Annotated in this window: 20 protein-coding genes and 1 pseudogene; 12 read left to right on the top strand and 9 right to left on the bottom strand. The window is 66.2% G+C overall.

Annotated elements, in window-relative coordinates:
- The first annotated feature begins 79 nt into the window (after positions 1–79).
- The 3 genes from BMY71_RS03310 (at position 80) to yddG (ending at position 3,180) form a co-directional block, all read left to right on the top strand.
- Entirely contained in the window at positions 80–1,258 is a 1,179-nt protein-coding gene (locus tag BMY71_RS03310; RefSeq protein ID WP_011500734.1) for an acetyl-CoA C-acetyltransferase, read from the top strand.
- A gap of 177 nt (positions 1,259–1,435) precedes the next feature.
- Positions 1,436–2,161: an acetoacetyl-CoA reductase gene (gene phbB, locus BMY71_RS03305; protein WP_011500733.1), complete on the top strand. Its 726-nt coding sequence runs from the start codon at positions 1,436–1,438 to the stop codon at positions 2,159–2,161.
- A 149-nt stretch (positions 2,162–2,310) separates the two neighbouring features.
- A complete protein-coding gene (gene yddG / locus BMY71_RS03300; RefSeq protein ID WP_092681746.1) occupies positions 2,311–3,180 on the top strand; it encodes an aromatic amino acid exporter YddG in 870 nt (289 codons plus the stop codon).
- Positions 3,181–3,182: 2 nt separating this feature from the next.
- On the opposite strand, the gene BMY71_RS03295 is transcribed toward yddG, so the two are convergent.
- Positions 3,183–3,695 carry a TIGR02281 family clan AA aspartic protease gene (locus BMY71_RS03295; RefSeq protein WP_092681642.1) on the bottom strand — a complete coding sequence of 171 codons (513 nt, stop codon included), beginning with the start codon at positions 3,693–3,695 and terminating at the stop codon, positions 3,183–3,185.
- 131 nt (positions 3,696–3,826) lie between these two features.
- Complete coding sequence (hrpB, locus tag BMY71_RS03290) at positions 3,827–6,415, bottom strand: ATP-dependent helicase HrpB (protein ID WP_092681640.1); 2,589 nt, start codon at positions 6,413–6,415, stop codon at positions 3,827–3,829.
- Positions 6,416–6,578: 163 nt separating this feature from the next.
- On the opposite strand from hrpB, the gene BMY71_RS03285 reads away from it, so the two are divergent.
- The gene (locus BMY71_RS03285) at positions 6,579–7,634 is read left to right on the top strand and encodes an acyltransferase family protein (RefSeq protein ID WP_092681638.1); all 1,056 of its coding nucleotides are present in this window, start codon (positions 6,579–6,581) and stop codon (positions 7,632–7,634) included.
- Positions 7,635–7,841: 207 nt separating this feature from the next.
- Here the strand turns inward: BMY71_RS03285 and BMY71_RS03280 are convergent, their stop codons facing one another.
- A complete protein-coding gene (locus tag BMY71_RS03280; protein ID WP_011500728.1) occupies positions 7,842–8,759 on the bottom strand; it encodes a peptidylprolyl isomerase in 918 nt (305 codons plus the stop codon).
- Between the two features lie 342 nt (positions 8,760–9,101).
- On the opposite strand from BMY71_RS03280, the gene secA reads away from it, so the two are divergent.
- Positions 9,102–11,942 (top strand): preprotein translocase subunit SecA, encoded by a 2,841-nt coding sequence (secA, locus tag BMY71_RS03275; RefSeq protein WP_092681636.1) that lies wholly within the window; start codon positions 9,102–9,104, stop codon positions 11,940–11,942.
- 380 nt (positions 11,943–12,322) lie between these two features.
- On the opposite strand, the gene BMY71_RS03270 is transcribed toward secA, so the two are convergent.
- The 4 genes from BMY71_RS03270 to BMY71_RS03255 all read right to left on the bottom strand — a co-directional run bounded on the left by BMY71_RS03270 (position 12,323) and on the right by BMY71_RS03255 (position 16,562).
- Positions 12,323–13,801: a L,D-transpeptidase family protein gene (locus BMY71_RS03270; protein ID WP_092681634.1), complete on the bottom strand. Its 1,479-nt coding sequence runs from the start codon at positions 13,799–13,801 to the stop codon at positions 12,323–12,325.
- A gap of 416 nt (positions 13,802–14,217) precedes the next feature.
- The gene (locus tag BMY71_RS03265) at positions 14,218–15,180 is read right to left on the bottom strand and encodes an acetyl-CoA carboxylase carboxyltransferase subunit alpha (protein WP_041805554.1); all 963 of its coding nucleotides are present in this window, start codon (positions 15,178–15,180) and stop codon (positions 14,218–14,220) included.
- 162 nt (positions 15,181–15,342) lie between these two features.
- The gene (gene xerD / locus BMY71_RS03260) at positions 15,343–16,398 is read right to left on the bottom strand and encodes a site-specific tyrosine recombinase XerD (protein WP_175557594.1); all 1,056 of its coding nucleotides are present in this window, start codon (positions 16,396–16,398) and stop codon (positions 15,343–15,345) included.
- A gap of 17 nt (positions 16,399–16,415) precedes the next feature.
- The gene (locus BMY71_RS03255; protein WP_011500723.1) at positions 16,416–16,562 is read right to left on the bottom strand and encodes a hypothetical protein; all 147 of its coding nucleotides are present in this window, start codon (positions 16,560–16,562) and stop codon (positions 16,416–16,418) included.
- Between the two features lie 176 nt (positions 16,563–16,738).
- Here BMY71_RS03255 and BMY71_RS03250 point away from each other — a divergent pair, with 176 nt between their 5' ends.
- From BMY71_RS03250 to BMY71_RS03240, 3 genes are read left to right on the top strand one after another with little or no spacing between them, the layout of a single operon-like run.
- Positions 16,739–17,353 (top strand): shikimate kinase, encoded by a 615-nt coding sequence (locus BMY71_RS03250; protein ID WP_092681632.1) that lies wholly within the window; start codon positions 16,739–16,741, stop codon positions 17,351–17,353.
- The gene (gene aroB, locus BMY71_RS03245; protein ID WP_092681630.1) at positions 17,350–18,498 is read left to right on the top strand and encodes a 3-dehydroquinate synthase; all 1,149 of its coding nucleotides are present in this window, start codon (positions 17,350–17,352) and stop codon (positions 18,496–18,498) included. The genes BMY71_RS03250 and aroB overlap by 4 nt, the downstream gene beginning before the upstream one ends.
- A 14-nt stretch (positions 18,499–18,512) precedes the next feature.
- A complete protein-coding gene (locus BMY71_RS03240; protein WP_011500720.1) occupies positions 18,513–19,835 on the top strand; it encodes an HlyC/CorC family transporter in 1,323 nt (440 codons plus the stop codon).
- Between the two features lie 41 nt (positions 19,836–19,876).
- Here the strand turns inward: BMY71_RS03240 and BMY71_RS03235 are convergent, their stop codons facing one another.
- Entirely contained in the window at positions 19,877–20,146 is a 270-nt protein-coding gene (locus tag BMY71_RS03235) for a BolA family protein (RefSeq protein ID WP_041805080.1), read from the bottom strand.
- Between the two features lie 105 nt (positions 20,147–20,251).
- Between BMY71_RS03235 and BMY71_RS03230 the strand changes: the two genes are divergently transcribed.
- The gene (locus BMY71_RS03230; RefSeq protein WP_011500718.1) at positions 20,252–20,899 is read left to right on the top strand and encodes a J domain-containing protein; all 648 of its coding nucleotides are present in this window, start codon (positions 20,252–20,254) and stop codon (positions 20,897–20,899) included.
- A gap of 83 nt (positions 20,900–20,982) precedes the next feature.
- Here the strand turns inward: BMY71_RS03230 and BMY71_RS03225 are convergent.
- Positions 20,983–21,275, bottom strand: a pseudogene (locus tag BMY71_RS03225) (DedA family protein); the annotation flags it as partial.
- Between the two features lie 298 nt (positions 21,276–21,573).
- Here BMY71_RS03225 and cobS point away from each other — a divergent pair.
- From cobS to BMY71_RS03210, 3 genes are all read left to right on the top strand, one after another.
- A complete protein-coding gene (gene cobS, locus BMY71_RS03220) occupies positions 21,574–22,569 on the top strand; it encodes a cobaltochelatase subunit CobS (protein WP_011500717.1) in 996 nt (331 codons plus the stop codon).
- Between the two features lie 154 nt (positions 22,570–22,723).
- Positions 22,724–24,619: a cobaltochelatase subunit CobT gene (gene cobT, locus BMY71_RS03215; RefSeq protein ID WP_011500716.1), complete on the top strand. Its 1,896-nt coding sequence runs from the start codon at positions 22,724–22,726 to the stop codon at positions 24,617–24,619.
- Positions 24,616–25,695 (top strand): esterase-like activity of phytase family protein, encoded by a 1,080-nt coding sequence (locus BMY71_RS03210; protein ID WP_175557593.1) that lies wholly within the window; start codon positions 24,616–24,618, stop codon positions 25,693–25,695. The genes cobT and BMY71_RS03210 overlap by 4 nt, the downstream gene beginning before the upstream one ends.
- The last annotated feature ends 26 nt before the right edge of the window (positions 25,696–25,721 follow it).

Genomic DNA, 25,721 nt, shown 5'->3' with positions numbered 1-25,721 from the left:
AGACCTGACGCTGGCCGACCTAACCGGCACCCGCCGTCCAAACAAATCGTTCAAACAACCCGAGCCCCAGGAGATGTCCATGTCGGACGATGTCGTCATCGTCAGCGCTGCACGCACCGCTGTCGGAAGTTTCAACGGCGCCTTCGCCACTACGCCCGCGCACGAGCTGGGCGCCGTCGCCATCAAGGCGGCACTAGAGCGCGGCGGCATCGAGCCCGCGCGCGTGTCCGAAGTGATCATGGGACAGATCCTCACCGCCGCGCAGGGCCAGAACCCGGCGCGCCAGGCCTCGATCGCCGCAGGACTTCCGGTCGAGAGCCCGGCCTGGGGCGTCAATCAATTGTGCGGCTCCGGCCTGCGCACCGTCGCGCTCGGCTATCAGGCGCTGCTCAACGGCGACTCCGAGATCGTCGTCGCCGGCGGTCAGGAATCGATGAGCATGGCGCCGCATGCCCAGTATCTGCGCGGTGGCGTCAAGATGGGCGCGGTCGAATTCGTCGACACCATGATCAAGGACGGCCTGTGGGACGCCTTCAACGGCTATCACATGGGCAACACCGCGGAGAACGTGGCGCGTCAGTATCAGATCACCCGGCAGCAGCAGGACGAGTTCGCCGTCGCCTCGCAGCTGAAGGCGGAGGCCGCGCAGAAGGCCGGCAAGTTCAAGGACGAGATCGTGCCGGTGACGATCAAGACCCGCAAGGGCGACATCATCGTCGACACCGACGAATATCCGCGCCACGGCGCCACCATCGAAGCGATGGCCAAGCTGAAGCCGGCGTTCGAGAAGGACGGCACCGTCACCGCGGGCTCGGCCTCGGGCATCAATGACGGCGCCGCCGTCGTGGTGCTGATGACGGCGAAGCAGGCCGCCAAGGAAGGCAAGACGCCGCTGGCGCGGATCGTGTCGTGGGCTCACGCCGGCGTCGATCCCAAGATCATGGGCACCGGCCCGATCCCGGCGTCGCGCGCGGCGCTGAAGAAGGCCGGCTGGACCATCAACGATCTCGATTTGATCGAAGCCAACGAAGCGTTCGCGGCGCAGGCCTGCGCGGTGAACAAGGATCTCGGCTGGGATGTTTCGAAGGTCAACGTCAATGGCGGCGCGATCGCGATCGGGCATCCGGTCGGCGCTTCCGGTGCGCGCGTGCTGGTGACGTTGCTTCACGAGATGCAGAAGCGCGACGCCAAGAAGGGACTTGCGACGCTTTGCATCGGCGGCGGCATGGGCATCGCGATGTGCCTCGCGCGCGATTGATGCAACAACGGGCAGCGTCATGCGGCACGATCTTTGCGTAGTTGCGCTGCACCACCGAATGTTCAAACGCCCGGCAGATTGCCGGGCGTTTTTGCTTGATGTTCGACGACGGGCAGATTTTATTCGTGATGACACAATCGAATTCTAGAAAAGAAGAATCGCGGGAGGTGTTTCGAAATGGCGCGTGTAGCATTGGTGACAGGGGGAACGCGCGGAATCGGTGCGGCAATCAGTAAGGCGCTGAAGGCGGCAGGCTATGCGGTCGCAGCGTCCTATGCGGGCAATGATTCGGCAGCGGAAAAATTCAAGAGCGAGACGGGTATCCCGGTATACAAGTGGGATGTGAGTTCGTTCGAGGCCTGTGCGGCGGGCGTGAAACAGGTCGAGGCCGATCTCGGACCGGTCGACATTCTCGTCAACAATGCCGGCATCACCCGTGACGGCGCATTTCACAAGATGACGCTCGAACAGTGGAACGCGGTGATCAACACCAATCTCGGTTCGCTGTTCAACATGACGCGCCAAGTGATCGAGGGGATGCGCGCGCGCAAGTTCGGTCGCATCGTCAACATCTCGTCGGTCAACGGCCAGAAGGGCCAGTTCGGCCAGGTCAATTATTCCGCGGCGAAAGCCGGCGACATCGGCTTCACCAAAGCGCTTGCGCTGGAGAATGCGCGCGGCGGCATCACCGTCAATGCGATCTGCCCCGGTTACATCAACACCGAGATGGTGCAGGCGGTGCCGAAAGAAGTGTTGGAGAAGGCGATCCTGCCGCTGATTCCGTGCAACCGGCTCGGCGAGGCTGACGAGATCGCGCGCGCGGTGGTGTTCCTCGCCGCCGAGGATTCCGGCTTCATCACCGGCTCGACGCTGTCGATCAACGGCGGCCAGGTGATGACCTGACCGACCGGCCCGGCTTGGCGCCACGCCTGGTTCACGATAAATCGACGAAGCTGCGGTTCTGATCGCATCAGAGCCGCAGCTTTTTGTTTTGATGCTGGGGCGTTTCGTCACGCGAACCGGGATGCACCTCACTTGAAGACGCACGCATGATGACGCCGCGCGCCGCGACCTTGATCGGCCTGTCCGCGATCCTGATGTGGTCGCTGCTCGCGGTGCTGACCGTGGCGACCGGGACCATCCCGCCGTTTCAGCTCGCCGCGATGACCTTCGCGATCGGCGCGCTCGCCGCGGCGACCGGATGGATCCTGCGGCCCGGCGCGATCCGCGCGTTGCGTCAGCCGCCGCTGGTGTGGGCGGTCGGCGTTGGCGGCTTGTTCGGCTATCACGCGTTGTATTTTCTCGCGCTACGCCTCGCGCCGCCCGCCGAGGCCGGGCTGCTGAACTATCTGTGGCCGTTGCTGATCGTGTTGTTCTCGTCGCTGCTGCCGGGCGAGCGCCTGCGGCCGCATCACATCGCCGGCGCGCTGCTCGGTCTGGTCGGCACCGCTCTGCTGTTCGCCGGCAACGGGGCAGCGCTGGAGCCGGCCTACCTGCCGGGACTCGCCGCGGCCTTCGTCGCCGCCTTCGTGTGGGCCGCCTATTCGGTGTTGTCGCGGCGGCTGAAGGCGGTGCCGACCGATGCGGTCGCGGGATTCTGCTTCGTCACCGCGCTGCTCGCTGCGCTGGTGCACGGCGTGATCGAATCGACGGTGTGGCCGCAAGGCGCGGCGCAATGGCTCGCAATCGTCGCGCTCGGCATCGGCCCGGTCGGCGCGGCGTTCTACGCCTGGGACATCGGCATGAAGCGTGGCGACATTCGCGTACTGGGCGCTGCGTCCTACGCGACGCCGCTGCTCTCCACCGGCTTTCTGATCATCGCCGGATACGCACAGCCGACCGCCACGCTGGCGCTGGCGGCGTTGCTGATCGCCGGCGGCGGACTGCTCGCCGCGAAAGACATGCTGCGCGGCGGCAAGTAAGCCTATTGCTCCAGTACCATCTGGCCGTTGGCATATTCGAAGCGTCTCAGCTTCGACAGGAACGACAGGCCGAGCAGGTTCTCCGACAGCGCCTCGTCGGGCAGTACCATGGCGTCGACGTCGCGCACGATCAGTCCGCCGACATCGAGCATCGCGAGCCGCGCCCGCGCCGCCTTCACCGTGCCGTTGGCGGTGGAGACCCGGGCTGTGTATTCCGCCGGCCGCGGCCGCAGGCCGAATTGCGCCGCCGATCTTTCGTTCAGCGCGACCACCGAGGCGCCGGTGTCGACCATGAAGGCGATGCGCTGGCCGTCGATCCGGCCGTCGGTCTGGAAATGGCCGCGCGCATCGCGCGGAATCGCGACGCTTCGGGCGCCCGCGTTGGACGACATCCCGACCGTCGTCGCCTGGGCGACGCTGGCTTGCGCCGGCGCCGGCATCATCCGGTCGGCGAGCTGGGCCATTACCGAGCCGAGAACCACCATCAAAGCTGCAAAAATCATAATATTACGCATGACGCATACCCACAAAACAATAAGCCGCACGATTGGACCACGCGCCCGCGCGGGCTGCGATCGATGCAGCCTTCGCGCCCGGCTATTTTGACCAAAAGGGTGAGTGAAGCCTTAATGGCGGGTGCGGAACTTCAGGTGCCTTTCGGCTTGGCGCGACGGGTCGGCGGTGCGCCGGCCGGGTCCTCCGGCCAGGGATGGCGCGGATAGCGGCCGCGCAGATCGGCGCGCACGGCGGCATAGGAGCCGCGCCAGAAGCCCGGCAGATCGCGCGTGACCTGCACCGGACGGTGCGCCGGCGACAGCAGTTCCAGCACCAGCGGCACCGCGCCGCCCGCCACCGACGGGTGCGACGTCAGCCCGAACAATTCCTGCAGCCTGACCGCGATGGTCGGGCCCTGCTCGGCCTCATAGTCGATCGGCAGGCGCGAGCCGGTCGGCGCCTCGAAATGGGTCGGCGCCTCGCGATCCAGCCGCGCGCGCAGATCCCACGGCAGCAGGTTCATCAGCGCATCCGACAGATCACCGGCAGAGACGTCCTTCAGCCCGGCCTTGTCGAACAACGCCGGCACCAGCCAATCCTCGCGCTGCTCGGCGAGCGCAGAGTCACTCAGGTCGGGCCAAGGCTCGCCTTCGGCCTTGCGCAGGAACATCACCCGGCCGCGCCATTGCTGAAGCTGCTTCGACCACGGCAGACGATCGAGACCCGCCGCGATCAGCCCGTCGGCCAGCACCTGCGCGGTCTCGGCCGACGGCGTCAGCGCCCGCGGCGCTTCCGACAGCGTGATCGCGTGGAGCGCGCGCCGCCGACGCGCCCGCAGCGCCATCGCGGCACGATCGAAGCTGACGTCGTCGGCATCGGTGATCTGGCCGGCGAAATGCTGCTCGATCTCGGCGAGCGTGATCGGCGCGGCCAGCAGAATGCGCCCCTGCGCCGCGGTGCCTGTCAGCTCCGCAACCGCCAGATACGGTGCCCGCGCCAACGCCGAGGTTTGTTCGATCGCAGCGCCACGGCCATTGGCGAGCACGAACGAGCCATTGCGGCGATTCTTGGCGACGCGATCGGGGAACGCGAAGGCGAGCAGCACGCCGGTCGACAATTCCCCTCCGCCTTGCGGGGAGGGGTTGGGGGTGGGGGTGCCACGCATCGCAGCCGCGCCCGTGGCCCCCCCACCCCGACCCTCCCCCGCAAGGGGGGAGGGAGAAGGGGGCGCCGAGCTTGGGGCTGAGGCTGAAGACGAAGCCTGCGCCGCCCAGCGCAGCGCCATTTGCCGGGCGCTGGTCGCGCGCTGCGAGCGGTCGTGGCGGAACTGATCGCGGCGATGATCGAGATCGACGCTGTCGCCGCCGAGGCCGCGCTCGGTGAGGATCGCGGCGATCTCGGCCGCCTCCTCGCCATGATCGAGCCGCGCCGCGTCGACGATCATCCGCGCCAGCCGCGGCGGCAGCGCCATCGCGCGCAAGCTGCGGCCTTCGTCGGTGATGCGGCCGTCGGCAGCGAGCGCGCCGAGCTCGCGCAGCAGCTCGCGCGCCTCCTTCATCGCCGGCGCCGGCGGCGGATCGAGGAAGGCCAGCGTCGCCGGGTCGGTCACCCCCCATTGCGCCAGGTCGAGCAGCAATGACGACAGGTCAGCGCTGAGGATTTCAGGCTGGGTATAGGCGGGCAGCGACGCGGTCTGCGGCTCGTCCCACAGCCGGTAACAGACGCCCGGCTCGATTCGGCCGGCGCGGCCGCGGCGCTGATCGACCGCGGCGCGCGAGGCCCGCACCGTCTCGAGACGGGTCAGCCCGATGTCGGGCTCGTAACGCGGCACCCGCGACAGCCCGCAATCGACCACGATGCGCACGCCTTCGATCGTCAGCGAGGTCTCGGCGATCGAGGTCGCCAGCACCACCTTGCGGCTACCCTTGGGCGCCGGCTGGATCGCGCGGTCCTGCACGGCTGCGTCGAGCGCGCCGAACAGCGGCACGATCTCGATCGCAGCATCGTGGACGCGTTCGCGCAGCATCGTCTCGGTGCGGCGGATTTCGGCCGCACCCGGAAGAAACGCCAGCACCGAACCGGCATCGCTGCGCAACGCCGCTGCAATCGCCTCGGCCATCTGGCGCTCCATCGGCGCGTCGGATCGGCGGCCGAGATAGCGGGTCTCGACCGGAAAGGCCCGGCCAAGGCTTTCGACCACGGGGGCGTCGCCGAGCAGCCTTGCGACCCGCGCGCCGTCGATGGTCGCCGACATCACCAGGATGCGCAGATCCTCGCGCAGGCCCTGCTGCGCATCGCGCGCCAAAGCGAGGCCGAGATCGGCGTCGAGCGAGCGTTCGTGAAACTCGTCGAACAGCACCGCGCCGATTCCGGCGAGTTCCGGATCGTCGAGGATCTGCCGGGTGAAGATGCCCTCGGTGACCACCTCGATCCGTGTCGCACGAGAGATTTTCGAGCCGAACCGGACACGATAGCCGACGGTCTCGCCGGCTCTCTCGCCCAATGTCTTCGCCATCCGTTCAGCGCTGGCGCGGGCCGCGATCCGCCGCGGCTCCAGCATGATGATCTTTTTGGTCCCGAGCCACGGCTGGTCGAGCAGCGCCAGCGGCACCCGCGTGGTCTTGCCGGCGCCGGGCGGCGCGACCAGCACGGCGGTGCTGTTCCCCGCGAGTGCGCAGGTGAGGTCGGCGAGCGCGTCGTCGATCGGGAGGGGCGTGTCGAAGGAGCGGGACAAGGGCATCTCGAGGCGTGAAGCGCGGCGATGGTTAACAGACTCGCATGGTCGCCGCAAAACGACGCGCCGGCCGGAACGAGACGGAACCGGCATATTCATTGATCGCGGAAAGAATAATGCAACCGATACCAGCGATGATACGCGCGCGCCGCACCAGACAGGAACGATGATGACCGCAAACGGCACACATGTCCCGGCCCGCATGCACGGCGACCGCGTCGACTGGGTCGACTACGCCAAGGGCATCTGCATCATCATGGTGGTGATGATGCATTCGGTGCTGGGCGTCGAGGCCGCGGCCGGCGAGACCGGCTTCATGCATCTGGTGGTCGAGTTCGCCAAACCGTTCCGGATGCCGGACTTCTTCCTGCTCTCCGGCCTGTTCCTCGCGGTGGTGATCGACCGTGACTGGCGCACCTATCTGGACCGCAAGGTGGTGCATTTCGCGTACTTCTACGTGCTGTGGGTGACGATCCAGTTCGCCTTCAAGGCGCCGTCCTTCGCCGCCGAGATCGGTTGGGCCGGCGTCGTCAAACTCTACGCGCTGTCATTCATCGATCCGTTCGGCACGCTGTGGTTCATCTATCTGCTGCCGATCTTCTTCGTCGTCACCAAGGCGACGCGGCGCGCGCCGCCGCTGCTGATCTGGGCGATCGCGGCGCTGCTGGAATCGCTGCACGTCGCAACCGGCTGGATGGTGATCGACGAGTTCTGCGCGCGGTTCTTCTACTTCTACACCGGCTATCTGTTTGCCAGCCGCGTATTCGCGTTCTCCGACGCCGCGCGGGCGCGGCCGGCGCTGGCGCTGATCGGTCTTGCAATATGGGCCGCGATCAACGCCGCGCTGGTGCACACAGGCGTCAGCGAATGGCCGCTGCTGTCGCTGCTGCTCGGGCTTGCCGGCGCCTGCGCGATCATCGCCGCCGGAACCCTCCTGGCCGAGAAGCGCTGGCTCGACGGACTGCGCTTCTGCGGCGAGCACTCGATCGTGATCTATCTGGCGTTCTTCCTGCCGATGGCGGTGTCGCGAACGCTGCTGCTGAAATTCGCCGGCTTCCTCGGCACCGGCATGATCGCGCTGCTGGTCACGATCATCGGCGTGGTCGGCGCGCTGGTCATCTGGCGGCTGGCGATGCTGAGCGGCGCCACCTTCCTGTTCGAACGCCCCAACGCATTCTGGATCGCGCCCCGCAAGAAATCCGCCCGCCTGCAGGCCGCGGAGTAACGGTGCGGAACGCAGACAACCGCCTGCGGGCGCAACAGGCGCCACTTCATCCTGGCGCATGATCAGAATAAGAACACTGATGTTCTGACGCGTCTTCTTGACGCGAACCGGGATCGACCTCGCCCCAAAACGCTGTAAGCGAGGTCCTGAACGCACAATGGCCGGGACAAGCCCGGCCATTGAAACCACTCAGGTCTTTGACAAAGCTTACTTTTTCGCCGGGGCCTTGGCCGGGTCGGCGGGCTTTGCGGCATCGGCGGGGGCCGCCGCCGGCTCGGCCGGCTTGTCCAGCCGCTCGACCTTGGCGGCCTGGCGGAGCTGCGCGACATAGTCCGCCTGCGCCTTGCGGGTGACGTATTGCTCGATCTGCGGCTTGACCTGATCGAAGGTCGGCGGCTTGCGGCTGCGCTTCTCCTCGACCTTGATGATGTGCCAGCCGAACTGGCTCTTCACCGGGTCCGAAATCTTGCCCGGCTCCATCGCGAACGCCACAGCGGAGAATTCCGGCACCATCTGCTCCTTGGTGAAGAAGCCGAGATCGCCGCCGTCGGACGCGCCCGGATCCTTGGACTTCTTCTTCGCCAGTTCGGCGAAGTCGGCGCCCTTCTTCAATTCCTCGGCGACCGCCTTGGCGTCGTCCTCGGACTCGACCAGGATGTGGCGGGCGTGGACTTCCTGCTCGCCGGAGATCTGCTTGGCGGCGTCCTCATAGACCTTCTTCATCGCGTCGTTGGTGGTGGCGTTCTTGCCCTCGACCGCGAGCAGATCGTCCATCAGCAGGCGGTTGCGGGCGAATTCGAGCCGCTTCTTGAATTCGGCGCGGTCGGCGATCTTCTTGTCCTCGGCAGCCTTGGCGACGATCTTCATGTCGATCAGAAACGCCAGCACGTTTTCCTTTTTGGTCGCCGGGTCCATCTGCGCCAGGCTCGGGCCGAGTTCTTCCTCGGCGAGGGCGACGTCGCTCTGACGGATTTCAGCGCCGTTCACCTTCGCAAGCACCGGATTGGCATCCTCGGCGTGCGCCATCGGGCTCGCGAGCAATGCAAAAGCGAGACAACCGGTCGCGGCCGCGCTGATGAAGCCAGAGCGCAGGGCCGATATGGCTGCGGATGACGCAGGGGTCATGGAAAATCCTTGTTCTGAAAGCCGGGGTGTCGGGGGCGGCGGGACAGTCACCCAATCACGCCGCCTTGGCAACGTGAAAACTCTGTCAAAATGATGAAATCCCTGAAGGGGCGGCGCGTTGACAACCCCCCACCCCAGCCATATCTCTGCCGCCACTGGCACGGGTATCAAGGTCGTCAGACGGCGATGGCCCGGCCGCCGGCCCTCGGATTGCTGGATTGCCAATCATTTCGCGTCTGCGCCTGTATCCCGATAGGCGGCTGGGCGTCACGATGAGTTGATAGTGGCTCGGGTGAACGGCACAAAATCTGCGAAGTCACATCGCAAGGACAGGAAGCTGGTATGATCGGCGCGTTCGCCCGCAAACTCTTCGGCTCTTCGAACGATCGCAGGATCAAGGCCTATCAGGCTCGGGTCGCCGCGATCAACGCGCTCGAGCCGGACGTCGCCGCGCTGTCGGACGAGGCGCTGCGCGCCCGCACCGATCAGTTCCGCGCCGAACTCGCCGCCGGCAAGACCTTGGACGATCTGCTGATCCCCGCTTTCGCCACGGTCCGCGAAGCCGCCAAGCGCACGCTCGGCCAGCGCCATTTCGACGTGCAGCTGATCGGCGGCATGGTGCTGCACGAGGGCGACATCGCCGAGATGAAGACCGGCGAAGGTAAGACGCTGGTCGCGACGCTCGCCTGCTATCTCAACGCGCTCGCCGGCAAGGGCGTTCACGTCGTCACCGTCAACGATTACCTTGCCAGCCGCGACGCCGGCTGGATGGGTCAGATCTACGCCTTCCTCGGCATGTCGACCGGCGTGATCGTGCACGGGCTCGACGACAGCCAGCGCCAGAAGGCCTATGCCTGCGACATCACTTACGGCACCAACAACGAATACGGCTTCGACTATCTGCGCGACAACATGAAGTACCGGCTCGAGGACATGGCCCAGCGCGGCCATTTCTTCGCCATCGTCGACGAAGTCGACTCGATCCTGATCGACGAGGCGCGCACCCCGCTGATCATCTCCGGTCCGCTCGACGACCGCTCCGAGTTCTACAACACCATCGACACTTTCATCCCGCGCCTCGACAAGTCGGATTACGACGTCGACGAGAAGCAGCGCTCCGTGGCGTTGACCGAAGCCGGCATGGAGAAGATCGAGACGCTGCTGCGTGACGCCGGCCAGCTCAAGGGTGAGTCGCTGTACGACATCGAGAACGTCTCGGTGGTGCACCACATCAACCAGGCGCTGCGCGCGCACACTTTGTTCCAGCGTGACAAGGACTACATCGTCCGCAACGACGAAGTGGTGATCATCGACGAGTTCACCGGCCGCATGATGCAGGGCCGACGCTATTCGGAAGGCCTGCACCAGGCGCTGGAAGCCAAGGAGCACGTCACCGTCCAGCCGGAAAACCAGACGCTGGCCTCGATCACCTTCCAGAACTACTTCCGGATGTACGGCAAGCTCGCCGGCATGACCGGCACCGCTGCGACCGAAGCCGACGAGTTCTACGACATCTACAAGCTCGAAGTGGTCGAGATCCCGACCAATGTGACGATCGCCCGTCTCGATGAAGACGACGAGGTGTATCGCACCCAGACCGAGAAATACGCGGCGATCCTCGCAGAGGTCGAGCGCGCCAACAAGCGCCTGCAGCCTGTCCTGGTCGGCACCGCCTCGATCGAGAAATCCGAAGTTCTGGCCGACGTCCTGCTCAAGAGCGGCTACAAGCAGATCGACTTCGGCGACCCCAAGGCGCTGGAGAAGCTCTACGCGGCGGCCCGCGCCGGCAAGCCGGCGAAGCTGTTCGCGGTGCTGAACGCGCGCTTCCACGAGCAGGAGGCCTATATCGTCGCCGAAGCCGGCGTGCCGGGCGCGATCACCATCGCCACCAACATGGCCGGCCGCGGCACCGACATCAAACTCGGCGGTTCGCTGGAAATGCGCATCCAGCAGGAGACCGCCGACATCACCGACGAGGCCGAGAAGGCCGCGCGGATCGAGCAGATCAAGGCCGACATCGAGCGCTTCCGTCAGATCGTGCTCAATGCCGAGGACGAGGTCGAGATCGAGCCCGCCAAGGGCAACAAGCCCGCCAAGACCGCGAAGCGCCCGGGCGGCCTGTACATCATCGGCTCCGAGCGCCACGAGAGCCGCCGCATCGACAATCAGCTGCGCGGCCGCTCCGGCCGTCAGGGCGATCCGGGCCGCTCCAAGTTCTTCCTGTCGCTGGAAGACGATCTGATGCGGATCTTCGGCTCCGGCAAGCTCGACACCATGCTGACCCGCCTCGGCCTGAAGGAAGGCGAGGCGATCATCCATCCCTGGATCAACAAGGCGCTGGAGAAGGCGCAGCAGAAGGTCGAGGCGCGCAACTTCGACATTCGTAAGAACCTGCTGAAGTTCGACGACGTCCAGAACGACCAGCGCAAGGTGATCTTCGATCAGCGTATCGAGCTGATGAAGGAAGACAGCGTGGTCGAGACCGTCACCGACATGCGTCACACCTTCATCGAGGATCTGGTCTCCAAGCATGTGCCCGAGCACGCCTATGCCGAACAGTGGGACGTCGCCGGCCTCAAGGAAGAGCTGAACCGCGTCGTCGGCCTCGACATCCCGGTCGACGAATGGGCCAAGGAAGAAGGCATCGCCGACGAGGAGTTGCTGGTGCGGCTCGAGAAGGTGTTCGACGAGCACATGGCGGCGAAGGTGGCGCAATGGGGCCCCGACGTGATGCGCTACGCTGAGAAGAGCATCCTGCTGCAGACCCTCGACCATCTGTGGCGCGAGCATCTGGTGATGCTCGACCATCTGCGCCAGGTGATCGGCCTGCGCGGCTACGGCCAGCGCGATCCGCTGCAGGAATACAAGTCGGAAGCGTTCAACCTCTTCCAGGAGATGAGCGCGCACCTGCGCGAGGCGGTGACCGCGCAGCTGATGCGGGTCGAGATCATTCCGCCGGAGCAGCCGCGGGAGCTGCCGCCGATGGAGGCTCACAAACTGGACCCCAACACCGGCGAGGACGAGATGCAGTTCGCCAACGTCTCGCTGGCGCCGGCCGACACTGTCGAGAAGTCCGAGCGCGATCCCAACCGCCCCGAAAGCTGGGGCAAGGTCGGCCGCAACGAGGATTGCCCCTGCGGCTCCGGCAAGAAGTACAAGCACTGCCACGGCAGGTACGCGTAAGGCGGGGGCGACGGCCGATCTGACAGCCCGTCGCCTTGTCTCGCCGTCGCCACAGAGCTTGCGTCATCCTTGAGGTGCGCGCTCTTGCGCGCCTCGAAGGATGCGGCAACGGGCGCTTGCGGTCCCATGCTTCGAGGCCGCCACCACGCGCATAGCGCGGCGCTGCTACGCACACCGACAACACTCGCAGCCACAAAGTTCGTCATTCCGGGCGCGCGTAGCGCGAGCCCGGAATCTATAACCCCTGGACTCGCGAGCCGGCACAGCTTGCCAGCGCCGCGCTGCAAACAATGACCCGAGGGAGTATGGATTCCGGGCTCGCTCGCTACGCGAGCGCCCCTGAATGACGAAGTGAGGGTTTGCGGGAAGAGGCGGCCGTCTCAGCGGAAGGCGGAGAACCGGCCTTCGAAATTATTCGACGACACCACCGGCGCCGCGCCCGAGATCGTGCCGGTCGTCGTCGGCTTTGCCGCGGTCGCGCCGTTGAGTTCGACCGCCGGCTTGAGTTGCGGCTTGGCGGCGGCCTGCTTGGTGTCGGCCGACTTCGGCACTGTGGCGTGCGGACGTGGCGGCGCTGGCGTCGGCTCGTTGCGCCGCGCGGTGGCCTGCGTCGGCGAGGACGGCGTCGGCGCCGTGGAGGACGTGATCTCGCCGCTTCCGCCCCTTCGGCTCAAGCCGGACAGCAACCCGCCGATATCGTCTTTCGAGGCCGAGGCGACGCGCGCAGGCGGGTTTGATGTCGACGTTGCCGGCGCGGCTGCGACCGAGGTGGTCTCTGTCGCCTTCTGCAGCAGACCGTCGGACGGCCGCCGCGGCGGATTGACGGTCGGCGGGATGGTGCCGGGCGCGCGGTCGAATGCCGCGAGCGCCACTGACGAACTGTCGTCGACTTCGGACAGGCCGGTCGAGCCGTCGGGAATCTTGGCGGCGAATACCTGGTGCATGCCGCCGTCGATGCCGGTGCGCAGCCGGGCCACCGGCGTGCCCTTGGAGATCAGTTCGGCGAGCTTGGTCTGGTCCTTCTGGTCCTTTTCCCGCACTGCATCGGCAATGTCGGCGGGCACCGAATAGGCCGGGCACTTGGCGGAGGCATTGAACGCCAGCGGCTTCGAAGAACCGGGCGGCGGCGCGGCGTCGAACACGTATTTATGTTCGCAGAAGTCGACCTTCGGCTCCTGCCGCGTCACCTCGAAATGATCATAGCCTTCCTTCAGCATCTTCCAGAACGGCATGTTCGGGTTGTTGCGATGCTTGGCGAAATTCACCGGGGTCATCTTGAAGGGATAGGCCTGCAGCTGGAATGCGCGCTGGCCGCCGAAGAACGACTCGCGCCCCAGCGAGTAGATCTCGGCGATCTGCTCGTCGGTCATCGCGTAGCAGCCGCGCGACGAACAATCGCCGTGCACCATCAGCTGCGAGCCGGTGCGGCCGAGCGACTTGTCGAACGCGTTCGGATAGCCGGTGTTGAACGACAGATAGTAAGACGACTGCGGATTCATCTGGCCGGGCGAGATCGCATAGAACCCCTCCGGCGCCTGGCGGTCGCCCTCGCGCACCTTGGGGCCGAGATCGCCGGACCAGCGGCAGATCGGATAGCTCTTCAGCAGCGTGAAGACGCCGGTGCGGTCCTGTTTCCAGACCTCGAGCTCGGCCTCCTGCTTGAACAGCCGGACCAGGATCGGCGATTGCAGATCCATGTTCTTGGCCTGCATCTCGGCGACGAGCTTGGGCGGCACCGGCTGGTTGGCCTTGGCGTTGGTGGCGAGCGACATCTGATCGCTGTTGCAGCCGGCCAGCAATGAACTCGCCGCGATCGCAGCCGAAGCCAGCAGCGCACGCAGCAGCGGAGTTCTTGTCACAGCGAAGCTCCCCAGACGACCGGCAAACCTGCACCCCACATTCGAGCAGCTCAGTCCGTCGCTCTGACGCGATCGTGTCCGGCCGATCTGGCTCAAACTTTATCGCGCGAATTTACCAAGAAGCGCAGGTTGATCCCGCCGGAGTCCGACGCATCCTGCACTGGTGAAAGATTATCCTTAAGCCCGGACCCTCGCAAGCCGATCGGGCCGCGGCGCCGGCGACCTGCCTGACGTGGTCAAGGAACGATAAATCGTGGTCCCGCGGCGAAACTGCGGCCGAGCTGATGGGTTTGGAGGATGGTCGGTGGGATGGTTAGCAAACTGCCAACGGCGCCGCCCGGTGCGGCGTCGATCGCGCCTTCCCGCGAAAGCCGGCTCGTCCGTCTGAATAAAACCAGTCAGAACAACGAGCTGGATCAGCCCAGCTTGCGGCCGATCTCGAGGAATTTCTGCCGGCGCTTGTTGCGGACCGTGCTGGAATCGAGGCCGTTGAGTTCGGCGAAGGCCGCCGCGATGGCGTCGCCGGTGGTCGCGATCATTGCCTCAGGGTCGCGGTGGGCGCCGCCCTTCGGCTCGGCCAGGATCTGGTCGATCACACCGAACCTCAGCAGGTCCTGCGCGGTGATCTTCATCGAATTGGCGGCTTCCTGCGCCTTGGTGCCGTCCCGCCACAGGATCGAGGAGGCGGCCTCCGGGGAGATCACGCTGTAGATCGCATGCTCGAGCATCAGCACCTTGTTGGCGGTGGCAATCGCGATCGCGCCGCCGGAGCCGCCTTCGCCGATCACCACGGCGACATTGGGAACGCCGAGCTGCAGGCAGGCGTCGGTCGAGCGCGCGATCGCCTCCGCCTGGCCGCGCTCCTCGGCGCCGATGCCCGGATAGGCGCCGGCGGTGTCGACCAGCGACAGCACCGGGATGCCGAAGCGGTCGGCCATTTCCATCAGCCGGACCGCCTTGCGATAGCCCTCGGGCCGCGCCATGCCGAAATTGTGCTTGAGGCGGGTCTCGGTCGAGGAGCCCTTCTCCTGGCCGAGAACGCAGATGCTCTCGCCGCGGAATCGGCCGAACCCGCCGATCAGCGCCTCGTCCTCGCCGAACTTGCGGTCGCCGGCCAGAGGAGTGAATTCGGTGATCAGTCCTTGGATGTAGTCGACGCAATGCGGCCGCTGCGGATGCCGCGCGACCTGGGTCTTCTGCCACGGGGTCAGCGCCGCATAGAGCTCGTTCAGCGCTTGCGCGGCCTTTTCCTCGATGCGCGAGACTTCCTCGTGGATGTCGCTGCCGGACGCCGCCAGCGTGCGCAACTCGTCAATCTTGGAATCGAGTTCCGCGACCGGCTTTTCGAAATCGAGATAGCTGCGCATGGGCTCTGACATGACCAGGGACATGGGGAGGGCTGCGGTGGCCGTTATCGGCCCAGCACCGGCTTTTCGAGCCAACCGCCGATCAAGTCAAGCGGCTGGGCCGCACGGCGCCTTAGGCAAAAGAATCAGGCCCGCGACTGTTGCAATCACCTCGCGTCCGCGACGTTTGGCGGTTCAGCCTTCCGCCAGCGGGTGCAGGTCGCGCACCAGGCTCTTCAGACGATCCTCGACCACATGGGTGTAGATCTGCGTGGTGGAAATGTCGCTATGGCCGAGCAGGGTCTGCACGATCCGCAAATCGGCGCCGTTATGCAGCAGATGGCTGGCGAAGGCGTGCCGCAGCACGTGCGGACTGACCAGTCGCGGCGAAAGCCCCGCGCGTCCGGCCAGATCCTTGAGATCGCGCGCGAAATGCTGCCGGGTCAGATGCCCGCTCTCGCCGAAAGACGGGAACAGCCATTTCGAGCCTTTGGCGCCGGCCTTGGGGGCGGTCGCTGCGGCCTTTTCGGCTGCAGCTGCGGTCGCCAGATAGCGCGTCATCGCCTGCTTCGCGCTGTGATTGAGCGGCACCAGCCGCTCCTTGTCGCCCTTGCCGCGGACCACGATCATCCGCGCGTCGCCCCGCGCCGCCGACGAGGGCAGCGACACGAGTTCGGAGACGCGCAGCCCGGTCGCGTAAAGCACCTCGAGCAGGCAATACAGCCGCGCCGCGCGCACGCCGCCAGCACCGTCCGCGGCCTCGGCCTGCTGCCGCGCATAGCCGAGCAGACGATCGACATCGGCGATCGACAGCACTTTCGGCAGGCCGCGCCCGCGTTTCGGTCCGGACAGGATCGCGGCCGGATCGTCGACCCTGATCCGCTCGCTCAACAGGAAACGGAACAGATGTCGCATCGCCGACAGCCGCCGCGCCACGCTTGACGATTTGAAGCCGCGCGCATCCAGATCGGCCAGATAACCGCGCAGCGCTTCGGTGTCGGCGGAGGCGATGCTTTTGCGGCTTCGGGTCAAATAATCCGACAGGTCGGCGAGGTCGCGTCGATAGGCGTCGATGGTGTTGGCGGACGCGCCTTGCTCGGCGGCGATCATGTCGAGGAACAGCTCGCTGAGCCCTGCGTCCGAATAGGAGGCCGGCCGCAGCGGCGCGGTCTCCCGGTTGGCGGGCTCGGCCGCCAAAGCCTGGACTGACGACTGAACGGAGGAACTTGGCTTGCTTCGCGGTCTTCGCATGCGACCGAGGCTAACCGCTATTTCTTGAGAAATTTATCCGCCGGCACGACCACGGTCATTTCCCGCGACTTCGGGCTGACGAAATTGGCGAGCGCGAAGATCGTCCCGTAGATGATACCACCAATCACCGCAACGACCGACAGAAAGCGGAACAAGGTAGGCATTTCGCTGATCTCGGCGGCGGTGGAACGGCAAGGAACCGGATGATGGCCGACGATGGACCATGTTCGCCGGCGCGTGGCAAGAGACTCTGGCAACTGCAGCAACCGCAGTAGTATAGCTGGCCCTTCCGAGCCCAGGCCGATCCCGAGCCCAAGCCCAAAGCCTACGGGTGTTCCGAATGTCTGAAATCGCACCGCCGGCCGACGCCGCCCGGTCCCAGGAAGCCGAAATCGTCGCGGCGCTGGGCGAGCGCGCGGTCGTGCTGATCGGCATGATGGGCGCCGGCAAGTCGACCGTCGGCCGCCGTCTGGCGCTGCGGCTCGGGCTGCCGTTTCTCGACGCCGACACCGAGATCGAGTCCGCCGCGGCGATGACCATCCCGGAGATTTTCGACACTCACGGCGAGCCGCATTTCCGCGACGGCGAGGCGCGGGTGATCGCGCGGCTGCTCGACGGCGGCGCCAAGGTTCTGGCGACCGGCGGCGGCGCCTTCATGCGCGAGGAAACCCGCGACCGGATCCGCGACAAAGCGGTGTCGCTGTGGCTCGAAGCCGACGCCGACGTGATCCTGCGGCGGGTGAAGCGTCGCGCCGATCGGCCGCTGCTCAAGACGCCGGATCCCGCCGGGACCATCGCCCGGCTGATCGATGAGCGCTATCCGGTGTATCGCAGCGCCGACCTCACCATCGCGTCGCGCGACGTGCCGCACGAGAAGATCGTCGATGAATGCGTTGCGGCGTTGCACGGCTATCTGTGCAGCGCCGCTGCGCCAACCCTGAGCGAGACCCCATGACCGCGCCGCTGAATCATTCCGCCCCGATCACCGTCGACGTCGCCCTCGGCGATCGCGCCTATGACATCGTGATCGGCCGCGACGTGCTGGGCACGCTCGGCGAGCGGATCGCCAAGCTGCGGCCCGGCGCGCGCACCGCGATCGTCACCGATCGCACCGTGGCGCAGCACTGGCTGGCGCAGGCCGAGGCGGTGCTCGACAAGGCCGGCGTCGCGCATCAGCGGATCGTGGTCGGCGAAGGCGAAAGCTCCAAGACCTATGCGGGGCTCGAACAAGTCGCCGAGGCGCTGATCGCCGCGAAGATCGAGCGCAACGATCTGGTGATCGCGCTCGGCGGCGGCGTGGTCGGCGATCTCGCCGGCTTTGCTTCGGCGATCGTGCGCCGCGGCGTCGATTTCGTGCAGGTGCCGACCTCGCTTCTGGCGCAGGTCGATTCCTCGGTCGGCGGCAAGACCGGCATCAACTCGCCGCAGGGCAAGAACCTGCTCGGCGCGTTCCATCAACCGGTGCTGGTGATCGCCGACACCGCCGTCCTCGACACGCTGTCGCCGCGGCAGTTTCGCGCCGGCTACGCCGAAGTGGCGAAATACGGCGCGCTCGGCGACGAGGCGTTCTTCGCCTGGCTCGAAGCCAACCACGCCGAGATCGTCCGCGGCGGCCCGGCGCGCGAGCACGCCATCGCCACCTCGTGCCGGGCGAAAGCGGCGATCGTGGCGCGCGACGAGCGCGAGAACGGCGAGCGCGCGCTGCTCAATCTCGGTCACACCTTCGGTCATGCGCTGGAAGCCGCCACCGGATTCTCCGACCGGCTGTTTCACGGCGAGGGCGTGGCGATCGGCATGGTGCTGGCGGCGCAATTCTCCGCCGAGCGCGGCATGATGCCGGAGGCCGATGCGCTGCGGCTGCAGCATCATCTCGCCGAGGTCGGGTTGCCGACGCGGCTGCAGGACATCGCCGGCTTCGCCCAAGAGGGCCTCGCCGACGCCGACGCGCTGCTGGCGCGGATGACGCAGGACAAGAAGGTCAAGCGCGGTCAGCTCACCTTCATCCTGATGGAGGGAATCGGCCGCGCGGTGATCGCCAACGACGTCGAGCCGGCGCCGGTTCGCGACTTCCTCGCCCGGCAGCTCGCGCGCGCGTCGTGAGCGAACCCGACGTCATGGACTGGTTGACGTTCGGCATCGTGATCGCGTGTCTGTTCGGCTCGGCGTTCTTCTCCGCCAGCGAGACCGCGCTGACCGCGGCCTCGCGCGCCAACATGATGCGGCTGGCGAAGCAGGGCAGTCGCAACGCCGGGATCGTCGGCCGGCTGCTCGCCGTGCGCGAGCGGATGATCGGCGCGCTGCTGCTCGGCAACAACATCTTCAACATCGGCGCATCGGCGCTGGCGACCGGCCTGTTCACCGCGTGGTTCGGCGAGCTCGGCGTGCTCTACGCCACTGCGGTGATGACCGTGCTGGTGGTGATCTTCGCCGAGGTGCTGCCGAAGACCATCGCCATCAACGCGCCGGACCGCTTCGCGCTGCTGGTGGCGAAGCCGATGCGGGCGATGGTGCTGGTGCTCGGTCCGCTGCTCACGGTGATCGAGGCGCTTGTTCGCGTCCTGATGCGGCTGATGGGCGTGAAGGTCGGCGCCCACCAGTCGCTGCTGACGGCGACCGAGCGGCTGCGCGGCGCGGTCGAACTCATTCATCACGAAGGCGGCGTCGCCAAGCACGACCGCGACATGTTCGGCGGCCTGCTCGATCTCAGCGAATTGCAGGTCTCGGACGTGATGGTCCACCGCACCGAGATGGTGATGGTCAACGCCGATCTGCCGCCGGAAGAATTGGTGCGCGAGGTGCTGGCGACCGAGTACACGCGGATTCCGCTGTGGCGCGAGAAGCCGGAGAACATCATCGGCGTCCTTCACGCCAAGGATCTGCTGCGCGCGATGCGCGCGGCCGAGGGCGACGCGAGCAATATCGACGTCACCAAGATCGCGCTGCCGCCGTGGTTCGTGCCGGAGATGCGACTGGTGTCGGAGCAGCTCAAGGCGTTCCGCTCACGCAAGACTCACTTCGCGCTGGTGGTCGACGAATACGGCGAAGTCGAAGGCATGGTGACGCTCGAGGATATCCTCGAGGAGATCGTCGGCGACATCTCCGACGAGCACGACATCGTGGTGGCCGGCGTCCGCACCCAGCCCGACGGCTCGGTGGTGGTGGACGGCTCGGTGCCGATCCGCGATCTCAACCGCGCGATGGACTGGAACCTGCCGGACGAGGAGGCGACCACGATCGCCGGCCTGGTGATCCACGAGGCGCGCTCGATTCCGGACCGCGGCCAGAGCTTCACCTTCCACGGCTTCCGCTTCCGCGTGCTGCGCCGCGAGCGCAATCGCATCACCGCGCTGCGCATCGTGCCGGTTCCGCGCGAGACGGAAGCCGAGGCGGCCGACAAGAAGAAGGGAAAGATCGCGCGAATCGGTCCGGTGCCGTAGGCAAGCGGCGTTGTCGCCCACGAGCGCTGGCGTTGCCCGCTTTACGCCTCGCCCGGCGCCTTCGCCTTGACCGCCAAAGCGTGGAGCCCGCCCTTGAGTTCCGCGGCCAGCAGCTCGTTGATCATGCGGTGGCGGTCGATCCGGCTCTTGCCGGCGAATGCGTCCGACACGATATTGACCCGGAAGTGCGACTCACCGCGGCCGGAATGGCCGGCATGACCTTCGTGCAAGTTTGATTCGTCGATCACGTCGAGGCTTTCCGGCGTGAAAGCTTCGCGCAACTTCTGTGTGAGAGTGTCCTTGACGCCCATGTCCCGCCCGTTCGTTCGTTTCCTATCCCGTTGCAACCATCAACCCGGGGCTCGCTGATAATGTCAAGACTTGAAGCTCAGCGCGGGGCGTAGTCAAAGTCACGCATGGCAATCGACTCGTCCAAATTCTTCGACAAGATCCGCGTCAAGCCGACCAAGGCAGAGGCGGCGCGGGAGGCTGCGCGCGAGCAGGTGATCATGTGCGACGCGCCGGGCTGCGCCAATCGCGGCGCGCATCGCGCCCCGAAGGGCCGCGGTCTGGAGAAGGATTACTGGCACTTCTGCCTGAATCACGTCCGCGAATACAATCAGGGCTACAACTTCTTCGAAGGCATGAATGCCGACGCGGTGGCGCGCTATCAGAAGGACGCGCTGACCGGGCATCGCCCGACCTGGAAGATGGGCCAGAACGGCGCCAAGAGCCGGACCAAGAACCCCGAGGATCTCGCCGGCGCCGCCGATCCGTTCGAAGTGATCAACGAGTTCAACGGCCGCAGCCGCTGGCGGCGCGGGCCGGATCCGTCGGCCGAGCAGACCAAGTCCGAGCCGCGCAAGGTGTTCAACGCCGAGCGCAAGGCGCTGCAGGTGATGGGGCTCGACGGCGACGCGACGCTCGACATCGTCAAGGCGAAGTACAAGGCGCTGGTCAAGCAGCATCATCCCGACGCCAATGGCGGCGACCGCTCGACCGAGGATCGCCTGATCGAGATCATCAAGGCGTATAATTACTTGAAGACCGTGGTCCGCGCCTGAGCTGGACGTCATCCCTCATCCGACCCTCATGCTATAGCGTTTTCGTGGATGCCGGTTCGCGTCACGAAAACGCGTCGGAACTCCGGACAAGCTGACAACGGCCAGGCGGACAGGATCCTCCGCTGCTCGCGATGCCCGAGCCAATAGGCCGCGCCGTCGCCGAGCACGGCGCCGGCCGCCGCCGCCGCGAGCACGCCGATCAGATCGAGTTGCCCGTCGGGAATCAGCGCGCTGAGCGCCAGGATGATGGTCGAGCCCGGCACCACCGAGCCGAGCACCGCACGGCTTCCAGCAAGGCGGCGAGAAACAGCGTCAGATAGGCCAGCCCACGATGGGCTGAGGCGAACGCGATCAGGGATCCGGTAAAGGCATCCACCGGTGCACTCCGGAGCCGGATACGGGTTGTTGACGGGACCAGCCTAACGACAAGACGGCTGACGAAAGGTTGCATCGGCGCCCGCGGCGGCGAAACCGGGGCGGCATCCGCCTCCGGGTTTCGCAACGCAGCCTTTCAAAAATCGCCTCTGACGCCTATCTCAATGAAACATCGACGGAACTTTGATCGTGCAGTGGGCTTCTGCCAATCGCGGCTCTCTGCTAGGTTTAAATCCGCACTCAACCGCATCCACCACTATAGATCGGGTTTCGGGCGCGTCCGGGACCACGGAGGATTGATGACCGCCGCCACGACCAGAGCCCAGGAGATCACCGGCCTGCCCGACATGAAGGTGTCGGTCCGGCAGGTCTTCGGCATCGACAGTGACCTTGAAGTTCCAGCCTTTTCGGAGGCCGATCCGCATGTGCCGGATGTCGACAGCGACTATCGTTTCGACCGCGCCACCACGCTCGCGATCCTCGCCGGCTTCGCCAGGAATCGCCGCGTCATGGTCACCGGCTTTCACGGCACCGGCAAATCGACCCATATCGAGCAGGTCGCCGCCCGGCTGAACTGGCCCTGCGTCCGGGTCAATCTCGACAGCCACATCAGCCGTATCGACCTTGTCGGCAAGGACTCGATCGTGGTGCGGGACGGCAAGCAGGTCACGGAATTCCGCGACGGCATCCTGCCTTGGGCGCTGCAGCACAATGTGGCGCTGGTGTTCGACGAATACGACGCCGGCCGCCCGGACGTGATGTTCGTGATCCAGCGGGTGCTGGAAGTCTCCGGCCGGCTCACGCTGCTCGATCAGAACAAAGTGATCAAGCCGCATCCGGCGTTCCGGCTGTTCTCGACCGCCAACACGATCGGCCTCGGCGACACGTCTGGCCTGTATCATGGCACCCAGCAGATCAACCAGGGCCAGATGGACCGCTGGTCGATCGTCACCACGCTGAACTATCTGCCGCATGACGAGGAAGTCGAGATCGTGCTGGCCAAGGCCCGGCACTATCGCAACGCGGAAGGGCGCGAGATCGTCAACAAGATGGTGCGGCTCGCCGACCTCACCCGTAACGCTTTCGCCAATGGCGATCTGTCGACGGTGATGAGCCCGCGCACGGTGATCACCTGGTCGGAGAACGCCGAAATCTTCGGCGACATCGGCTTCGCGTTCCGCGTCACCTTCCTCAACAAATGCGACGAGCTGGAGCGCCCGCTGGTGGCGGAGTTCTATCAGCGCTGCTTCAACGCCGAGCTGCCGGAAAGCTCGGTCAATGTCGCAATGAGCTGAGCTGCTTCCCTCTCCCTTGCGGGAGAGGGCGCCTTCGCCAGGCGAAGGCGGGTGAGGGGTGACGCCCCTTGCTAGAAGACCCCCTCATCCGGCACGGACGTGGTCCGCGCCACCTTCTCCCACAACGGGAGAAGGAAACGAGGTCCACGCTGCGATGACGACCAACAGCAAATTCCGCACCGGATCGAAGGAAGCGCCGACCGAGCCGTTCAAGCGCGCGGTGACGTCCTGCCTGCGCGCGATCGCCAAGTCGCCGGAGCTGGAAGTCACCTTCGCCGCCGAGCGGCCGGGTCTTGCGCCCGGCAAGGCGCGTCTGCCCGAGCCGGCGCGCAAGATGAGCAAGCGCGACGCCGCGATCGTGCGGGGACACGCCGATTCGATCGCGCTCAAGCTCGCCTGTCACGATCCGAAAGTGCATCGCAAGCTGATGCCGGGCAATCCGCAGGCGCGCGGCGTGTTCGAAGCGGTCGAGCAGGCCCGCGTCGAAGCGCTCGGCGCGCGGCGGATGGCCGGCGTCGCCAAGAACCTCACCGCGATGCTCGACGATCACTTCCACCGCGGCAAGTTCGACGAGATCACCGAGCGCGCCGACGCGCCGTTGGCCGATGCGCTGGCGATGCTGGTCCGCGAGCGCCTGACCGGGCTCGCGCCACCTCCGGCGGCGCGAAAGCTGGTCGATCTGTGGCGGCCGGTGCTGGATGACAAGATCGGGCCGCGGCTCGATCAGCTCGAGCGCTTCGCCGAGAACCAGAGCAAGTTCGGCGACGCCATCCACGATCTGCTCGAGGCCCTCGAACTCGGCGACGACCGCGATACCGAGTCCGAGGAGGACGAGAACCAGGACGACAAGCAGGAAGGCGAGAACGATCAGTCTGGCGCCGAAGGCACGCCGGAGAGCGAAGCCGCGCAGGAGATGAGCGCCGAGCAGGCCGAGGCGACCAGCGACGAGATGAGCGACAGCGCAATGGAAAGTGCGCAGGCGTCCGCGTCCGACACCTTCGACGATTCCGAGGTCGGCGAGGACGACACGCCCGGTGAGGCGACGCGCCCGAACAACCGCGGCGCCAACGAGCCGCGCGGGCCGGAATATCACGCCTTCGCGCCGAAATTCGACGAAGTCATCGCGGCCGAGGATCTGTGCGACCACGACGAGCTGGAGCGGCTGCGGAGCTATCTCGACAAGCAGCTCGCGCATCTGCAGGGCATCGTCGCCCGGCTCGCCAACCGGCTGCAGCGGCGTTTGATGGCGCAGCAGAATCGCGCCTGGGATTTCGATCTCGAGGAAGGCATCCTCGATCCGGCGCGGCTGTCGCGCGTGGTCACCGACCCGTTCCATCCGCTGTCGTTCATGAGCGAGAAGGAAGCGACCTTCCGCGACACCGTGGTGACGCTGCTGCTGGACAATTCCGGCTCGATGCGCGGGCGGCCGATCACGGTGGCGGCGACCTGCGCCGACATTCTGGCGCGCACGTTGGAGCGCTGCGGCGTCAAGGTGGAGATTCTCGGCTTCACCACCCGCGCCTGGAAGGGCGGGCAGTCGCGCGAGGCGTGGCTCGCGGCCGGCAAGCCGGCGACCCCCGGCCGCCTCAACGATCTGCGCCACATCATCTACAAATCCGCTGACGCACCGTGGCGCCGCGCGCGAAAGAATCTCGGCCTGATGATGCGCGAGGGGCTGCTGAAGGAGAACATCGACGGCGAGGCGCTGGACTGGGCGCACAAGCGGCTGCTCGGACGCTCCGAACAGCGCAAGATCCTGATGATGATCTCGGACGGCGCGCCGGTCGACGATTCGACGCTGTCGGTCAACCCCGGCAACTACCTCGAACGCCATTTGCGCCACATCATCGAGGAGATCGAAACCCGTTCGCCGGTCGAGCTGATTGCGATCGGCATCGGTCACGATGTCACCCGCTATTATCGCCGCGCGGTGACGATCGTCGACGCCGAAGAACTCGGCGGCGCGATCACCGAGAAGCTCGCCGAACTGTTCAGCGAAACCGCGGATGCGCCCGCCGGTCCGGGGCGCCGTCGCCGGCTGCATTCGTGACCACTGGCGACGGCGGGGCCGCAGCGGGGCGGTTGCTCAGCCGCCGCCGCGTCGTCGCACTCGCCGCGGGTCTCGCTTTCGCGGCGCACCCTGCGCTGGCGCAGAGCCAGGCGCAGCGCTTCGATCCGGAGGAATTCTCCACCCCGGCGCCCCAGCGCATCGAGGTGCGGGCGCGGCCGATCGAATCCTTTGATCTCCGCGACCGCGCCGGCCGGCGGTTCGGCGCGCTGCAGTTTCGCAGCGGGCTGGTGCTGACCTCGCCGTTCCGCGGCTTCGGCGGCCTGTCGGGGCTGAAGCTCGATCCGAAGGGCGAGCGCTTCGTCGCGATCAATGACCGCGGCGCCTGGATCACCGGCCGCATCGTGTACAGCGGCGCCGAGATGACCGGGCTCGCCGACGTCGAGGCGGCGCCGTTGCTCGGCCCCGACGGACAGCCGCTGACGCGGCGCAAATGGTACGACAGCGAATCGCTCGCATTCGACGGCGGCACAGCCTATGTCGGCTTCGAACGCGTCAACCAGATCGTGAAGTTCGACTTCGGCCGCGACGGCGTTCGGGCGCTGGGGCAGCCGATCGCGGTGCCGCCGGCGCTGCGCAAATTGCCGAACAACAAGGGCATCGAATCGCTGGTGGCGGTGCCGAAGGGCCAGCCGCTCGCCGGCACGCTGATTGCGATCTCCGAGCGTGGTCTCGACGCCGATCGTAACGTCATCGGCTTTCTGATCGGCGGAAAAACCCCTGGCCAGTTCGCGGTTCGCCGCACCGAGGATTTCGACATCAGCGATGCGATGCTGCTACCATCGGGCCAATTGCTGATCCTCGAGCGCAAGTTCTCCTGGATCCACGGCGTGCACATCCGGATCAGGCGGATCGCGCTGTCGACGCTGACGCCCGGCGCGATCGTCGACGGCCCCGCGCTTTTCAACGCCGATCTGGGCCACGAGATCGACAACATGGAAGGCATCGACGCGCATCTCGACGCGTCCGGCGCCACCGTGCTGACGCTGGTCTCGGACGACAATTTTTCGATGCTGCAGCGGACGTTGCTGTTGCAGTTCACCCTCGTCGAGGATTGAAGCGCGGCTCCAGCGGATGTTCTGAC

The organism is Rhodopseudomonas pseudopalustris, from assembly GCF_900110435.1.
GTDB classification, from domain to species: Bacteria; Pseudomonadota; Alphaproteobacteria; order Rhizobiales; family Xanthobacteraceae; genus Rhodopseudomonas; species Rhodopseudomonas pseudopalustris.
The sequence above is the reverse complement of the archived record's forward strand: the minus strand, read 5'-3'. Positions and strand labels throughout refer to the sequence as shown.

Coding starts and splice junctions, on each gene's coding strand:
- hrpB (WP_092681640.1), bottom strand. CDS start 6,415: ATGCCCTTGTCCCGCTCCTTCGACACGCCCCTCCCGATCGACGACGCG.
- BMY71_RS03255 (WP_011500723.1), bottom strand. CDS start 16,562: ATGCCTACCTTGTTCCGCTTTCTGTCGGTCGTTGCGGTGATTGGTGGT.
- BMY71_RS03310 (WP_011500734.1), top strand. CDS start 80: ATGTCGGACGATGTCGTCATCGTCAGCGCTGCACGCACCGCTGTCGGA.
- BMY71_RS03235 (WP_041805080.1), bottom strand. CDS start 20,146: ATGGGCGTCAAGGACACTCTCACACAGAAGTTGCGCGAAGCTTTCACG.
- BMY71_RS03280 (WP_011500728.1), bottom strand. CDS start 8,759: ATGACCCCTGCGTCATCCGCAGCCATATCGGCCCTGCGCTCTGGCTTC.
- secA (WP_092681636.1), top strand. CDS start 9,102: ATGATCGGCGCGTTCGCCCGCAAACTCTTCGGCTCTTCGAACGATCGC.
- BMY71_RS03295 (WP_092681642.1), bottom strand. CDS start 3,695: ATGCGTAATATTATGATTTTTGCAGCTTTGATGGTGGTTCTCGGCTCG.
- aroB (WP_092681630.1), top strand. CDS start 17,350: ATGACCGCGCCGCTGAATCATTCCGCCCCGATCACCGTCGACGTCGCC.
- BMY71_RS03250 (WP_092681632.1), top strand. CDS start 16,739: ATGTCTGAAATCGCACCGCCGGCCGACGCCGCCCGGTCCCAGGAAGCC.
- yddG (WP_092681746.1), top strand. CDS start 2,311: ATGACGCCGCGCGCCGCGACCTTGATCGGCCTGTCCGCGATCCTGATG.
- BMY71_RS03285 (WP_092681638.1), top strand. CDS start 6,579: ATGACCGCAAACGGCACACATGTCCCGGCCCGCATGCACGGCGACCGC.
- BMY71_RS03265 (WP_041805554.1), bottom strand. CDS start 15,180: ATGTCAGAGCCCATGCGCAGCTATCTCGATTTCGAAAAGCCGGTCGCG.
- BMY71_RS03230 (WP_011500718.1), top strand. CDS start 20,252: ATGGCAATCGACTCGTCCAAATTCTTCGACAAGATCCGCGTCAAGCCG.
- phbB (WP_011500733.1), top strand. CDS start 1,436: ATGGCGCGTGTAGCATTGGTGACAGGGGGAACGCGCGGAATCGGTGCG.
- xerD (WP_175557594.1), bottom strand. CDS start 16,398: ATGCGAAGACCGCGAAGCAAGCCAAGTTCCTCCGTTCAGTCGTCAGTC.
- cobT (WP_011500716.1), top strand. CDS start 22,724: ATGACGACCAACAGCAAATTCCGCACCGGATCGAAGGAAGCGCCGACC.
- BMY71_RS03240 (WP_011500720.1), top strand. CDS start 18,513: ATGGACTGGTTGACGTTCGGCATCGTGATCGCGTGTCTGTTCGGCTCG.
- cobS (WP_011500717.1), top strand. CDS start 21,574: ATGACCGCCGCCACGACCAGAGCCCAGGAGATCACCGGCCTGCCCGAC.